General features: G+C 44.3%; 10 protein-coding genes. 7 read left to right on the forward strand and 3 right to left on the reverse strand.

What is annotated here, in order from left to right:
* Nucleotides 1-272 precede the first annotated feature (272 nt).
* The 5 genes from F3J22_RS08895 to F3J22_RS08915 all read left to right on the forward strand — a co-directional run bounded on the left by F3J22_RS08895 (nucleotide 273) and on the right by F3J22_RS08915 (nucleotide 8,521).
* Nucleotides 273-3,587, forward strand: a complete 3,315-nt coding sequence (locus F3J22_RS08895) for a SusC/RagA family TonB-linked outer membrane protein (RefSeq protein ID WP_167016276.1) — start codon at nucleotides 273-275, stop codon at nucleotides 3,585-3,587.
* Between the two features lie 11 nt (nucleotides 3,588-3,598).
* The gene (locus F3J22_RS08900; RefSeq protein ID WP_167016277.1) at nucleotides 3,599-5,011 is read left to right on the forward strand and encodes a RagB/SusD family nutrient uptake outer membrane protein; all 1,413 of its coding nucleotides are present in this window, start codon (nucleotides 3,599-3,601) and stop codon (nucleotides 5,009-5,011) included.
* A 22-nt stretch (nucleotides 5,012-5,033) separates the two neighbouring features.
* Nucleotides 5,034-5,846 (forward strand): DUF4843 domain-containing protein, encoded by an 813-nt coding sequence (locus F3J22_RS08905; RefSeq protein ID WP_167016279.1) that lies wholly within the window; start codon nucleotides 5,034-5,036, stop codon nucleotides 5,844-5,846.
* 28 nt (nucleotides 5,847-5,874) lie between these two features.
* Nucleotides 5,875-7,470: a PKD-like family lipoprotein gene (locus F3J22_RS08910; RefSeq protein WP_167016281.1), complete on the forward strand. Its 1,596-nt coding sequence runs from the start codon at nucleotides 5,875-5,877 to the stop codon at nucleotides 7,468-7,470.
* Nucleotides 7,471-7,654: 184 nt separating this feature from the next.
* A complete protein-coding gene (locus F3J22_RS08915) occupies nucleotides 7,655-8,521 on the forward strand; it encodes an alpha/beta hydrolase (RefSeq protein ID WP_167016283.1) in 867 nt (288 codons plus the stop codon).
* A gap of 50 nt (nucleotides 8,522-8,571) precedes the next feature.
* Here the strand turns inward: F3J22_RS08915 and F3J22_RS08920 are convergent, their stop codons facing one another.
* The 3 genes from F3J22_RS08920 to F3J22_RS08930 form a co-directional block, all read right to left on the reverse strand.
* Nucleotides 8,572-9,237: a hypothetical protein gene (locus tag F3J22_RS08920; RefSeq protein WP_167016285.1), complete on the reverse strand. Its 666-nt coding sequence runs from the start codon at nucleotides 9,235-9,237 to the stop codon at nucleotides 8,572-8,574.
* Nucleotides 9,238-9,355: 118 nt separating this feature from the next.
* Nucleotides 9,356-11,731 carry a ribonucleoside-diphosphate reductase subunit alpha gene (locus tag F3J22_RS08925; protein ID WP_167016287.1) on the reverse strand — a complete coding sequence of 792 codons (2,376 nt, stop codon included), beginning with the start codon at nucleotides 11,729-11,731 and terminating at the stop codon, nucleotides 9,356-9,358.
* Between the two features lie 35 nt (nucleotides 11,732-11,766).
* On the reverse strand, nucleotides 11,767-12,741 hold the full coding sequence (locus F3J22_RS08930; RefSeq protein ID WP_167016289.1) for a ribonucleoside-diphosphate reductase small subunit: 975 nt from the start codon (nucleotides 12,739-12,741) through the stop codon (nucleotides 11,767-11,769).
* A 444-nt stretch (nucleotides 12,742-13,185) separates the two neighbouring features.
* Here F3J22_RS08930 and F3J22_RS08935 point away from each other — a divergent pair, with 444 nt between their 5' ends.
* On the forward strand, nucleotides 13,186-13,827 hold the full coding sequence (locus F3J22_RS08935; protein ID WP_167016291.1) for an ATP-binding cassette domain-containing protein: 642 nt from the start codon (nucleotides 13,186-13,188) through the stop codon (nucleotides 13,825-13,827).
* Nucleotide 13,828: 1 nt separating this feature from the next.
* Nucleotides 13,829-14,956 (forward strand): hypothetical protein, encoded by a 1,128-nt coding sequence (locus F3J22_RS08940; RefSeq protein WP_167016293.1) that lies wholly within the window; start codon nucleotides 13,829-13,831, stop codon nucleotides 14,954-14,956.
* Nucleotides 14,957-15,092 lie beyond the last annotated feature (136 nt).

Here is a 15,092-nt window from a genome sequence, read left to right on the forward strand (position 1 = left end):
ATCAATAAGTTATCAACCAGCAGGAAACGCTGACAGAGAAGGGAATCCACCAGCTTTAGTCCCACACATTGAACGTATTTCCAGGCAATAAAAAAGCCGAAAATGTTTGCAGCATTTTCGGCCGATGGCCTGGTTTTTTAATCAATCGGCGAGATTGTTATTTCTAACCAACCACATTCAAATCTATGCAATTAATTGTAAAAGGCAAAGCCGTGTCCATGCATAGCCAATGCGGGATGCGAGCCCATCGTACCAGACAAATTTGGCGAATAATGAAGCTGACAACTTTCTTTTTATTATGCATAGCCATGCATATTAGTGCTTCCAGCCTGGCCCAGCGTGTTACTATCCAGGCTAAAGGAGCAAAACTCGAAACCGTGTTCAATGAAATCAAAGCCCAGACAGGCTATACTTTCGTTTATAGGGATGAGTGGATGGCCGCCGCCAGAAAGGTAGATGTACAATTCCGCAATGCCCCTGTAAAAGAGGTGCTGGACAACTGTTTTAAAAACCAGCCATTTACCTACAGCATTACTAAAACAACCGTGGTTATCCGAAAAAAGGATGAACAGGCAGATTTGTCCGCACCTGCAGAACTGCCGCAGCAGGATGTTTACTTCAGGGGGCTTGTCACCGATGAAAAAGGAGAACCCATCCCGGGAGCAAGTGTGTCGCTGGATGGGGCTTCGAAAGGCACTGCCACCCGGCAGGATGGTACATTCGACCTGCGTTCTCAGAAAGATCCGGCTATTATAAAAATCAGTTCCCTGGGATACCAGGCGCAAACGCTGGAAGCCAGCAGCAAGAAGTTTCTGCGTATCATCATGAAAACAACAGACCAGAGCCTTAGCCAGGTAGTGGTAACGGGAATGGTTACACGCAACAAAAATTCTTTTTCCGGCGCTACTGCTGTTTATTCCGGTCAGCAGCTGAAAACTATTACCAATGGCAACGTAGTGCAGGCGCTCCGCACACTGGACCCTTCCTTCCTGGTGATGGAGAATAACCTGGCAGGAAGCAACCCCAATGTATTACCTACCATCGAGTTACGCGGCCAATCTGCCATCACCAATAATGCCTTGCGTGATCAGTTTTCCGGTGATCCCAATCAGCCACTGTTTATGGTGGATGGCTTCGAATCCAGCCTCCGGCAGGTGATGGACCTGGACATGAACCGTGTAGCCAGCATCACTATCCTGAAAGATGCAGCTTCTACTGCCATGTATGGTTCCCGCGCGGCTAACGGCGTAGTGGTGATTGAAACAATAAAAGCTGCACCAGGGAAAATCTTAGTAAACTATGTGGAAGATCTTTCCGTAGATGCTCCCGACCTGACCAGTTACAATATGATGACCGCTGCGGAAAAGCTGCAATATGAGGTGCTGGCAGGCAGATACCAGGCTACTGGCAAATGGGATTACGCAAAAGAACAATTCTCCTATTATGATTCCATGTATTCCCGCAGACTGCAGGATGTTACCAGGGGCGTGAATTCCTATTGGCTCAGCGATCCTGTTCGCACGGGCGTAACACAGCGCCATAGCCTGTATGCAGGTGGTGGCACCGGTGCCCTCACATTCGACGCCGGCGGTAGCTACAGAAACCTGCAAGGGGTAATGAAAGGCTCCGGCAGACAGGAATGGAGTGGCCGGCTAAACCTCAGCTATCGTGCCGGTAAAGTAAATATCAGCAATGTGACCCTGGTGAATGGCGCCAGATCACAGGAATCGCCCTATGGCGACTTTGCCGACTGGGTAAATACAAACCCCTATTATGAGAAAAAGCCAATGTCTGAGCCATACCTTGACCTTACCAGGGGAAAAGACTCTACCAACACCAATAATCTGTTAGTAAAAAATCCATTGTATGTAGTCGGACTCAATAACTATAACAAAAGCAAGAGTTATAATCTTGCTACCAACCTGCTGATCAACTACGATATTTCAAACGCTTTCCGCCTTCAGGGAGCTTTGCAATTAGCTGGTTCTAACTCATTGGGTGAGGTTTTTGTATCACCCAGAGATCTCTCTTTTGTTAAAACAGATATTGATAAACGAGGAACATACTCCAACAGCCTTATTACCGGTTTTAGCTATAACTCCTACCTGATGCTTACCTATTACCGGCTGCTGGGAAAACATATGATTAACCTGAATGCACGTACGGATATTTCTGAAAACAGAAACAGGCTCAGTGGGTACAACCTTACCGGCTTCCCCGCCTCCAGTGATGGTAACCCGCGATTTGCGTTTAACTATGCAGAAGGCAGTCAGCCTGCACTCAGCAGCAATGTAGCCCGCCGTAATAAGCTGCTGGCAACGGGTTCCTATTCGTACGACAACAGGTACAGTGTAGATGCGACAGTATCTTACGATGGCTCCACTGCTTTCGGGTCTGCCAATCAGTATTCCCCGTTCTATGCGCTGGGAGCACGCTGGAACCTTGCTAAAGAAAAATTCCTGAACACTACCTACATCAACCAATTGAGCCTGAGAGGAAATTTCGGTGTTACCGGTAACCAGAATTTCAGCTCCTTTAGTTCCCTCACTACCTACCAGTATGGTAAAACCAACTACCTGGATGCCTTTGGATTGTCGATGCTTACGTTGGGTAATGCCGATCTGAAATGGCAGAACAGCTATACAAGGGGCGCCGGTCTGGATCTGGCTATTCTTAATAACCGGTTGAAAGCAACGGTGGACATCTACACAAAAGTGACAAATCCACTGGTGATAGCTGTTTCGCTGCCTTCTTCCACAGGTTTGTCCAACTATCCGTTTAATGCGGGTAAACTCACGGTAAAAGGGCAGGAGTTCAGGGTATCCTATGAGGTAATCAGCAATCGCAAAGATGGAATTGTATGGTTGTTATCGGCCACCGGTAGTCACTATACATCTACCTATAGCGAGTTGGATAAATATCTCTATACCATCAACGATAAACTACGCCAGTCAAACAGTCTTGTACGCTATAAAGACGGGTATGCACCGGATGATATCTGGGCGGTACGCTCGCTGGGTATAGATCCTGCTACCGGTCGTGAAATTATGCTCACCAAAGACGGTAAGCAGACATTCGATTATAATTATGCCGATGTAGTGAAAGTAGGCAATAGCAGGCCCGATATTCAGGGCGTTCTCGGATCGGTGTTGAATATCAGGAACCTGCAGCTGCAGATGAGCTTCCGCTACATTGCAGGCCAGGATATCATGAATACCGCCCTCTTTAATAAGGTAGAGAATATTACGTATTCTATCATGTCTCAGAATAACCTCGACAAACGTGCCCTATACGAAAGATGGAAGAAACCGGGTGATGAAACCCAGTTCAAAGGTATTTCATTGTTGGATAAGAGCTATATCACTTCCAGATTTGTACAGGAAGAAAACACTTTTTCACTGGAATCAGCGAGCATCGGATATACTTTAAGAGATATGCAGTGGCTGAAAAAACTGAGTCTTTCCAATATAGGACTTACAGCACGTACCAATGAGTTATTCCGTATTTCCACCGTAAAGCGTGAAAGAGGTATAGATTACCCATTTGCCCGGACCTTCTCCTTTACGCTTTCTGCTAACTTCCTTTAATATTTATGAAGATGATAAAGTATTTATATAAAAGAAATATCTGGATGCTTATAGCTTGCCTTTCGCTGGTATCCTGTAAGAAATGGCTGGATATAAAACCGGAAGACAGGATTACGGAAACTGCTGCATTTGCCTCTGAAAGCGGGATGAGTGACGCCCTGACAGGCATATACACACAAATGACAGCTAAAACATTATATGGTCAGAACCTTACATTATCTGTGCTGGATTGTTTCGCACAGAACTACTGGGCTACAAATACCACTTCAAAATGGTACCAGTATACGGCCTTGAATGTAACAGATGTAGGCGTAGCATCTACATTACAGGGTATTTGGGAAAATGCCTATGTCGCTATTGCTAATCTGAATAATTTCCTGGCGAACGCGCGGAAAGCACCTGCTTCTTTTAATGCAGATCATGTTAGCCTGATGAAAGGAGAGGCCTTTGGATTGAGGGCTTATCTCTACCTCGATCTGTTGCGGATGTGGGGACCTGTTTATGGTACAGCAGATTCCCTGAAATCCGCTATCCCGGTATATACCAAAGTAGGGGTAGATATATCTGAGTATGTTCCTGCCAATCAGGTAATGAATCAAATCATGCAAGACCTGGACAGTGCTGTATATTACCTGGCAACAGATCCGGTAACAATTACCGGGTATACCAGCTATAACAATTTTCGTTTTAACCTGGTAGCTGCAAAAGCGCTGAGAGCGCGGGCGCTGCTGTACCGCGGTGATAAGGCGGCGGCCTATACACAGGCGAAGGAAGTGATTGGTTTTTCCAATAAGTTCCCATGGGTATTAAGAAGTGCTATCACAGCCACACCAGATAAACCAGACCGTTTATTTAGTACAGAAGTATTGTTTGGTTTGTATACCAAATCAATTTATAGTACTGCTACCGGTTTGTTCTCTGAAAATCTGGGAAATACAGGAATCCTGGCTGCCGGCCCGGATAATTTTCTGAACCAGGTATATGAATCTAACCTGGAAGATTACCGCTTTAGCTACCAGTGGGTGCAAAGCAATGGTGCCGTGACCTACAAAGTTTTGGTGAAGTATGCCGATTTGGTGGATAAGACAGCGAAGTGGTACTATATGGTGCCATTGATGCGTATGAGTGAGATGTATTATATCGCAGCAGAAACCGCGACAGATCCTGTGGAAGGACTGGGTTATCTCAACACGGTCATCGCCGCCAGGGGTATAACGAAAACCATCACCAATCCTGCATTGCTGGCAGCTGAAATTACAAAGGAATACAGGAAGGAATTCTACGGAGAAGGTCAGTTGTGGTATTACTATAAACGTAAAATGATGACAGACCTGCCTTCACCGAATGGGTCAGGTATGATCACTAAAATAGCCATCGGGAAATATGTATTCCCTTACCCGGATTCAGAGGTTGCTAATCGATAAACTGCCAAAAAAATATTTCAATATGAAGAAATTTAGTCTGCTGATTGTTGGCGTATTACTCATGCTGGCATCTTGCAAACAGAAAAACCTGGAATTGTTTAACCAGGAAAATGCAGGTAGTAATGTATACCTGAAAAAGCCTTTTGATATGGCTGTTGGTACTATGATACTGGATACTACGGGATTTGAGTTCTATGGACTGGGTTTTGTGCCGGCAAAGCAAACGGATACAGTTATTCGTTTAGTCGTAGCTGTTACCGGCAATGCGATGGCAACTGATCGTCATTACAAAATTGCGATAGATCCTGCCAGTACGATGAAGGGAGGGAAAGATTACGAATTTTTGAATGAACCGTTGATTCGTGCTAATCGCTATACCGATACGCTGAGCATCAAAGTGCATCGTACGCCTGCGATGAAAGATAGTAACCTGGTACTGACATTTTCGCTGGCAGCAACGCAGGAGCTGCAGGTAGAAATGCCTTATAAAAGAACATCAGCGACCGCTTACAGGGATTCTATCAGCTTGCTGAGATATTCGATGGTGGTAAACGATATCCCATCAAAGCCTTATCTCTGGACAAATCCGACTTACGCCAGCAATGCGCTTAATTATTTCGGGGCCTATAGTGCCGTGAAAGTGCAGCTCATGGTACAAGCTATGAATCTGAATATTGCTGATTTTACCATCATGCCTGCAGGTGGATTTTCTTTTTCGAATTTCGGTAACTGGAGCAAGTATTTCAGCTATTGGCTGGCAGTGGAAAAATCCAATGGTAACGTGTATTACGACGAATTCGGTGCACTTATAGAAATGGGTAAGTACGGTAAATAATATTTGTTGATTTTACAATTATTACAAGATGAAGATTAATTGCATTATAATATCTGCCATACTTTTGGCTGCCTGTTTGGTAACGGGTTGTTATAAAGATAAGGGCAACTATGATTATCACCCGATCAATGCGGCAGCGATCAGTAATATTCCGGATACGATCTATGTGCAAAACGGGGACTCTGTTCACATCAAGCCTGGTATATCGTTTTTACAGTCGCCGGATGATTCCAACTATACCTTTAAATGGGCGATAGTTGGGGGAGATAACCAGGGCAGTCCCACGAAAATTATGTCTACGGAAAAAAATCTGCATGGTACCATACCATTCAGTTTGGGTAATTATCCTGCGTTCTTCCAGATAAAGGAAAAATCTACCGGGATTACCTGGCAGAAGGCTTTTCGTATATACGTGCAGGGTGCCATAAAAAGCAAAGGCTGGCTGATATTCTCTGAAGTAAGTAACAATGCACGCTTAGACTTTTGGGAGGAAGATGTGAATAAGCCAGGAGTATACCCGGTTGTTTATCAGAACTTTACCAGCCGGCTTGCGGATCCAACGACATTAACACCATTTACATTACCTGGAAAGCCACGTAGTCTGGGTATTTACGGCACACGTTTCACCGCGTCAGAATCTGCCTCCAAGAACTGGATACTGTTAAGTACAGATGATCATACCGAAATGATCAATATTTCCGACGGTTTCATATGGAAAGCAACCAAGTATAATTTTAAAGTGAATACCTCCACAGGCAGGTATCCGGATAAGCCGGAATGGATTATCCCCCAGTATGGCGGACAGGCATATGCTTACCAGGATAAGAATTTCTTTGCCAACAGTTCTTTAGGTGTTCAGCCTTTTGGTGTGCCTGTGAATATTGTGAATGGATTACGTTTTGACGCGGCTCCATTTTTTGCAACGCAATACAGCAATGTTATTACAGGCATGGGCTTATTGTGGGACCTCACCAATAAGCGTTTCCTCCGGTATAATGGAGAGGGAGCTTCTACCTGTGCAGTAATTGCGGCCCCTGACAATGGTACCGGCTTCGATCCGAACAATATGGCCATGCAGCCACTCTGGATTGGCTATACGCCAGCCGCCAACGGACAAGGGATTTCCATGCTGAAAGATGCGGGAGGGAAGTTTTATCTGGCCAGATTCACCTGGAATAGCTCCAATAAAATTACACCATTATCGCTGGAAGAAGTTGACCTGACAGGTTTAAAAGATGCACAGCTGTTTGCAGTGGATGAGAATTACGGCTATCTTTTCTATGCCGTGGATAATAAGGTGTACCGTTACAATATGGATACACATGAGTTGATACTGTTTAAAGCGTATGCAGCCGGTATGAAAATTTCCATGTTGAAATCCCGGAGATGTTACTCCTTGCCGCCATGGGCTTTGGTATTGAAAAATACGACTATTACCAATTACAAAACATTGCTGGAACCTGCGCTGCTGGGTATTTTTGTGGGCGTATACAATCCTTCCAGCCCGGATAATTCCGGCGTAATGGATGTATTGCGTGTAACGAATAGCACTGCTCAGGCAACCTCTTACTATACGTTACTAGGTGGTGGGAAGATTGTAGATGCTGAGTATATTTATTATTGATTTTATACTATCCTGATACCCTATATTAACACAAAGGGCGCATCTGTACTGCAGGTGTGCCCTTTGTATTGTTGTCTTGTTTCTGTTAAATAATTGATTTTCCGCCTTGTAATAGTTTGGATGGCGAATTAACCTTTTGTTTGCATTTGTTCGTGTATCTTAAAAGAAACCAGATCGTACGGACATGCATATACGATTATTCTTTGCTGTAGCTGTATTGCTAATAGCCGGCTGTACCGGATCTTTTAGCAAAAAGAGTAGCAACAGGCACATAAATGATACTTCTTTCAGTGTGTATTCCGGATTTGTAAAAGATAGTTTTACGGTTACTATGGCTTTTCCGGATGATTATAATGCGGATAGTATACATCGCTATCCGGTGGTGTATGTATTGGATGCAAATCTTCATTTTAAGATATATGCCACCATAATGAAGCAGTACAGTGAGGTGGGGTTGATTCCGCCGGTGATACTGGTAGGAGTGGGGTATAAGGATTTCCAGACCATGGATTCACTGCGTAACCGGGATTATACTTATCCTGTAGCGATACCGGCATATGAGATGGCGGTAAGTGGTGGCGCAGATCAGTTTTTACGGTTTCTGGGTAATGAACTGATACCTGCTGTTAACAGCCAGCTTCGCTATAGTAACTCCAGGCGTGTACTGGTTGGACATTCGCTGGGAGGATATTTTGCAATGTTTGCATTGCAGCAGCAATTGGCTGGTGGAAAGCAGTTGTTTGATGATTTTATTGCGGCCAGTCCCTCACTTCATTACAACCATTATTATCTGCCGGTGCAACTTAAATCTAAAATACTGGATACCAGTTTTGCTGGTAGCTTGTATGTTACCTATGGCGGACTGGAAGATGCAGGGAACGCGGATGATACAACGCTGTTACCGGTAGCGGATGTATTAGCAGCCTTGAAAAAGAATCTGCAGTCAGTGCCTCATCTTGCCTGTAAAACGGCGGTCTATTCAGGCCTGGATCATATGGATACACAATTGCCGACGTTTATAAAGGGCTTACAGGAAATAGGAAGTAAATAATAACTATTGAGAACAATACCTGGACGGATTTTCTGGTGATGCCTTAGCCTTTACTGATTGGTTTTTATTGGAATTAGTCGCTGTCCTTTCATACGGTATTGGACATGCTGCATAATTACATAGTTATCTAATCGGGCTTCTGTTAAAACTTTCAGGGCGATTTTCGTGGTATTTTCAGGAATGGGAATTGTTGGAGAAGATACCCCATATTGATAGATGACCTTTACCAGGACGATTTTGCGTGGGGCCTCGCTATAATAGGCTCCGCCACCGGGGATACACCGTACAGAGTCGTTAAGTAGTACTTCGGGTGTTTTGTCTTGCCCCTGCAGGGTTTGTATGATTGCTACTGGTATGTCGTGAATATATTCTCCTGTAGTGGTGTCTGTCAGTATGACCGGTAAGTTATCGTTTTGGAATTTGCTGTTTAGTGTAAGTATGTGATGTTTTATTGTCCAGTTACCTTCGCTGTAAAGGTCGGTTGTGCAATCTGTTATGCATCTTTTATAGGTACCGTCTTGTCTGAGAATAAGGGATTCATAATCATAATGAACGGTTGCTTCGTATTTGCGTATGATATGGCTTTGTTTTTCGGCGCTGGTTCGCTTTGATTGCTTCAGTATGATAGGGGTGGCTACCTGGCTAAACGATAAAGCTGGCTCGCATAGATAGATGGTGAGTAGTAGTAAAGAATGGAGGAGGTATTTCCACTTCATTTTGTATAGGGTCTGTTACAAAGTGAAGATAATAAATAGTCATGTAAAAAAGTGAAAAGGCGTCTCTACATCAGTAGAGACGCCCTTTCTGTACTTACTTTTATAAACCCTCTTGTAATTAAGCGGAGCAGGTAACGCAACCTTCTTCCATTGTACAAACAGCACCTACCGGGATGTCGTCGATGGAGATATCTGCGCCTTTTGCAACAACAGGCTGTACTTGTTGTCCACCTTGTTTTTCAACGGTAAACTGTACGGCTTGTGCAGCGGCTTGTGTGCGCAGGTAGTACATACCGGTTTTCAGGCCTTTTTTCCATGCGTGGAAGTGCATAGAGGTGAGTTTACCGGTGGTTGGTGTATCTACGAACAGGTTCAGTGATTGGGACTGGCAGATGAACGCGCCGCGGTCTGCCGCCATATCAATGATATTACGTTGTTTGATTTCCCAAACTGTTTTGTAGAGTTCTTTGATATTCGCAGGGATTTCATTGATATTTTGAATAGAACCATTGGAGGCAATGATTTTATTTTTCATATCGTTATCCCAGAGGCCCAGTTCCACCAGATCTTTCAGCAGGTGTTTGTTTACCACTACGAACTCACCACTCAGTACACGACGGGTGTAGATGTTGGAGGTATATGGTTCAAAGCACTCGTTGTTACCGAGGATCTGAGAAGTGGATGCTGTTGGCATTGGTGCCAGCAGGAGGGAGTTGCGGATACCGTTTTCAACAACGGAAGCTTTCAGTGCGTCCCAGTTCCAGCGTGCAGAAGGTGTTACGTTCCACATATCGAACTGGAAGATGCCTTTGCTGGCAGGTGAGCCGGCGAAGGTACTGTAGGCGCCATCTTTTTTAGCCAGGTCGTTAGAAGCGGTCATGGCAGCGAAGTAGATGGTTTCAAATATTTCGCTGTTCAGTTTTTTAGCCTCGTCGCTTTCGAAAGGATAGCGCATGAGGATAAATGCGTCAGCAAGTCCTTGTACGCCGAGTCCGATAGGACGGTGGCGGGTGTTGCTGTTGCGTGCTTCTTCTACAGGGTAGTAGTTTTCATCGATGATCTTGTTTAGGTTGAGTGTAGCCTGGTAGGTTACATCGAATAAGCGCTGGTGATCGAACTGACCTTCGTTTACGAAACGTGGCAGTGCAAGGGAAGCCAGGTTACAAACCGCTACTTCATTAGCATCTGTATACTCGATGATTTCGGTACACAGGTTGGAGCTTTTGATGGTACCCAGGTTTTGCTGGTTGGATTTGCGGTTGGCGGCGTCTTTGTACAGGATGTAAGGGTTACCGGTTTCGATTTGTGCATCGAGGATGGCAAACCAGAGGTCCTGCGCTTTAACGGTTTTACGTGCGCGGCCTTCTTTCTCGTATTTTTCGTAAAGTGCTTCGAATTCTTCACCCCAGCATTCGTGCATGCCTGGTGCTTCGTGCGGGCAGAACAGGGACCATTCGCCGTTTTGCTCTACGCGTTTCATGAACAGGTCTGGTACCCAGAGGGCATAGAACAGGTCACGTGCGCGGAGTTCTTCCTTACCGTGGTTTTTACGCAGGTCCAGGAATTCAAAAACGTCGGCATGCCATGGTTCGAGGTAGATGGCGAAAGCGCCTTTACGTTTACCACCACCCTGATCTACATAGCGTGCGGTATCGTTGAATACGCGCAGCATTGGGATGATACCGTTGCTGGTACCGTTGGTGCCGCTGATATAGGAGCCCGTAGCACGGATGTTGTGGATGCTTAATCCGATACCGCCGGCGCTTTGGGAAATTTTCGCAGTTTGTTTCAGTGTATCATAGATACCTTCGATGCTGTCGTCCTGCATAGCGAGGAGGAAGCAGGAAGACATCTGTGCTTTAGGTGTACCTGAGTTGAAGAGGGTTGGTGTAGCGTGTGTAAACCAACGTTCGCTCATCAGGTTATATGTTTTGATAGCGGATTCGATATCTTCTTTGTGGATACCTACAGATACACGCATGAACATGTGTTGCGGGCGTTCCTGGATACGGCCGTCGGTTTTCAGCAGGTAAGAGCGCTCCAGCGTTTTAAAGCCGAAGTAATCGAATGCGAAGTCGCGGTCGTAGATGATAGTTGAATCCAGCAGCTCTGCGTTTTTCTCTACGATTTCATATACTTCATCGGATAAGAGCGGAGCTGGTTTTCCGGTTTTAGGATCCACGTAGTTGTAGAGGATCTTCATTGTTTTGGAAAACGATTTCTCAGTATTCTTATGGAGGTTGCTAACTGCGATGCGTGAAGCGAGCAGTGCATAGTCCGGGTGTTTTGTTGTCAGTGAAGCTGCTGTTTCGGCAGCGAGGTTATCCAGTTCGGTTGTTGTTACGCCATCATATAATCCCTGAATCACTTTCTTAGCTACATCTATCGCGTCTACATATTCCGTATTGAAGCCGTAGCAAAGCTTTTCGATACGTGCAGTGATTTTATCAAATTTCACTGCTTCTTTTCTGCCATCTCTTTTAATTACGAACATGGGTAAATGAATTTAGGAGGTTAGGAAAACAAAAATTAGAAATCTTCTTCCAGGCTAAAGGTCTGTGATTCTTTAGTACCACCGAGTACGCCCGCTTTCTGGTAGTCGCCTACACGTTTTTCAAAGAAATTGGTTTTACCCTGGAGGGAAATCATTTCCATGAAATCAAATGGGTTGCTGGCGTTGAATATTTTGTTATATCCCAGTTCAGAGAGCCATCTGTCGGCTACGAATTCAATATATTGTTGCATCAGGCGGGAGTTCATTCCGATCAGGTCTACTGGGAGTGCGTCCGTGATGAATTCCTTTTCGATTTCTACTGCATTGCTGATGATGGCATGCACCTGTTCTTCGCTCAGTTTGTTTTCCAGCATGGAATACAGGAGACAGGCGAATTCGCAGTGTAAGCCTTCATCGCGACTGATCAGCTCGTTAGAGAAGGTCAGTCCTGGCATGAGGCCACGTTTTTTCAGCCAGAAGATAGAGCAGAAGCTACCGGAGAAGAAGATACCTTCTACAGCGGCGAAAGCTACCAGTCTTTCAGCGAAAGAACCATTTTCGATCCAGCGTAATGCCCAATCTGCTTTTTTTCTTACAGCAGGAACGGTATCGATAGCATGGAATAAACGATCTTTTTCTACCGGATCTTTAACATAAGTATCGATCAGCAGGGCATATGTTTCAGAGTGGATGTTTTCCATCATGATCTGGAAACCGTAGAAGCAGCGTGCTTCAGGGATCTGAACTTCACTCATGAAGTTAACGGCGAGGTTTTCGTTTACGATACCATCGCTGGCAGCAAAAAATGCAAGTACGTGAGAAATAAAATGACGCTCGCCATCATTTAAGTTTGCCCAGTCTTTCAAATCGCTTCCCAGATCAATTTCTTCGGCTGTCCAGAAACTCGCTTCGTGCTTCTTATACTGTTCCCATATTTTAGGATAGTTAATTGGCAATAACACAAAACGGTCCTTGTTCTCTTTTAAAAGAATTTCATTCTCGTTGTTCATAAATCAATATTTTATGGGTACTGTCGAAGGTTTCTGATTTTCCTTTTGGGGGTTCGCATCCGCAAAAAACTCCTAAATCAATCCGCTACATTTTTCTAATGCCTCAGGTGCTGAAATCCATACGCTCAGGATTACAAATGTAAGCGGTGTTAGTTAGCATGGAAGTAATAGTTTTCAACAGGTGTGGAAAAAGAGTGTGGGGATTGTTAAACAATAGAATGGGTAAGGGTTTGGGGAGATTTTTGTTTCGCACATTTATTTGTTTTTCATGTGATCAAAACAAAGTGTTGATATGGAACATTTTTCTACTACCTTAGAATAATTGGATGGGTAAACCTCCAAGTGACTGAACATCAATATAAAAATTGATGTATAAAATTTATGACAATTTCAGGATATATATCGCACAATTTTTCATATTTACAGTATTAACGCAAAATCGCTATGTCCGATCCGGTTATTACATTATCATCAATCAGAAAAAGTTACCAGGATATCCCTGTACTGGATATTCCCCACCTGTCCCTGGGCCACGGCATCTATTGGCTGAAAGGCGAAAACGGCGCCGGTAAAACCACCTGTATGAAGGTGATGGCTGGTCTGCTGCCTTTTAAGGGAGATATTATAATAAATGGTACAGTGAATAGCCTCGGACAGCCGGTGGCCTACCGCCGACTCATCAACTATGCGGAGGCCGAGCCATTGTATCCGGCCTTTCTGACCGGCAAAGACCTGGTAAATCTCTACCTGAATACCAAAGGGGGAGATGGCCGGAGCATGCAGGAAATCCAATCTGTGCTAGGTGTGGATAACTTTGTGAATAACCCTGTAAGCAGCTATAGCAGCGGGATGCTGAAGAAATTGAGTCTTATGCTGGCTTTTAGTGGCAACCCGGCTATTATCCTCCTGGATGAGCCCCTGATCACCATCGATACGCGCACCGTAGCCACACTTTATGAGCTGATTAACCAGTATCATAGCAGGGGAGTAACCTTTTGTATTACCAGCCATCAGCCGCTGGACCCCGCAAAAGTTACCATCAACGGAACACTGACCATCCACAACAGAAATATTACGCTGAATTAGTATGGACCATGCGAATAGTACCCTGACCAAAATTTTCTCTGCCAGATTTTATATAGAGAACACAGGTTTTTTTCTGATCATATTTTACTTTCTTTTTGGTATCGTCAACGGCGCCAACCTGTTATATTATCACCTCGGACTCATTGAAGGCTTTCTGGGCAGCTGGGGGTTCTTGTTATTGGTGCTCGCCTTATGGGGGCTCTATTCCATAAAATGTGCGGGCTATGTGATCAAAGTAATGCAGTTGCCACAATATTTTTTCCTGTACAGTACTATAGGTTGTATAGAAACACCTCAGCGGAGAAAAATGTGGCTGCGTATACAATTCCTGAATTACCTGCCTGTATTTATATATGGATTGATAGCCGCGGTAGTAGGATTTTGTAAACATTATTACATAGCTGCCGTTTTAATCATTGTATTTAATATAATCATGTGCGTATGGCCGTTAACGTTATTTGAAAAGAAATTATGGCACCCGGATGTCTTTTTCTTCACCACACGTTTCTCCCGATGGCTGGATAGGCTATTTGTGAAGCCGCCGGTATTATATTTCTTCTACGAATTATTCACTGTTTTTCCGCGCAAAATATTCCTGACGAAATTGTGGTCTGCCTTAGTGCTATGGCTAACATTTTTTCTGATGGCGCAAAGCGAATTCTTTGACCTGCGGGCATTGCAGCTGGGAGTGATCATGTCGGTGCTGCTACATACACAACTGATGATACACCACCGGGCATTTGATGAAGTCTACCTGAATTTTCTGCAGAATTTACCGATTAGTACACTGCGGCATTATTCAAGGGTGGCAGGAATTTATACGATTCTATTTGTTCCGGAGGTCTTAATATTATTCTTCCACAATAATCATCATTTTGCCATAACAGCGCTTCTTACTGCCGGCCTTACAGGTATTTCCCTGTTATTGCTGTTCAGGGTGTTATTATATTTTCCCAGGATGAATCCGGAGATACATTTTCGCTGGATACTGGTGATATCTTTTGTGGTGTTATTCATGATACTGGGATATATGACCTGGTATGCTATTTTGCTATTACACATAATAGCTGCATTCATATTTTTCAGAAAATACAGGAGATATGAACCGTGGATGGAAATGCCGGAATAGTATAGATAGCAGGATGAATATAATATTTTGAAATCCACGTTTTGCTTTTCAGATATTTCCGGTGCAGGTTAACCCCTGCCCGAAGTGGAAACTTCGCGAGGGGTTAACCCAAATTCTCATTAATAACGACTGCCTA

Source organism: Chitinophaga sp. Cy-1792, from assembly GCF_011752935.1.
GTDB lineage: Bacteria > Bacteroidota > Bacteroidia > Chitinophagales > Chitinophagaceae > Chitinophaga.

Bases quoted from the DNA above. Each gene is read 5' to 3' on its own strand.
- F3J22_RS08910 (WP_167016281.1), top strand. From the start codon at position 5,875: ATGAAGATTAATTGCATTATAATATCTGCCATACTTTTGGCTGCCTGT.
- F3J22_RS08905 (WP_167016279.1), top strand. From the start codon at position 5,034: ATGAAGAAATTTAGTCTGCTGATTGTTGGCGTATTACTCATGCTGGCA.
- F3J22_RS08920 (WP_167016285.1), bottom strand. From the start codon at position 9,237: ATGAAGTGGAAATACCTCCTCCATTCTTTACTACTACTCACCATCTAT.
- F3J22_RS08940 (WP_167016293.1), top strand. From the start codon at position 13,829: ATGGACCATGCGAATAGTACCCTGACCAAAATTTTCTCTGCCAGATTT.
- F3J22_RS08925 (WP_167016287.1), bottom strand. From the start codon at position 11,731: ATGTTCGTAATTAAAAGAGATGGCAGAAAAGAAGCAGTGAAATTTGAT.
- F3J22_RS08930 (WP_167016289.1), bottom strand. From the start codon at position 12,741: ATGAACAACGAGAATGAAATTCTTTTAAAAGAGAACAAGGACCGTTTT.
- F3J22_RS08900 (WP_167016277.1), top strand. From the start codon at position 3,599: ATGATAAAGTATTTATATAAAAGAAATATCTGGATGCTTATAGCTTGC.
- F3J22_RS08935 (WP_167016291.1), top strand. From the start codon at position 13,186: ATGTCCGATCCGGTTATTACATTATCATCAATCAGAAAAAGTTACCAG.
- F3J22_RS08915 (WP_167016283.1), top strand. From the start codon at position 7,655: ATGCATATACGATTATTCTTTGCTGTAGCTGTATTGCTAATAGCCGGC.
- F3J22_RS08895 (WP_167016276.1), top strand. From the start codon at position 273: ATGAAGCTGACAACTTTCTTTTTATTATGCATAGCCATGCATATTAGT.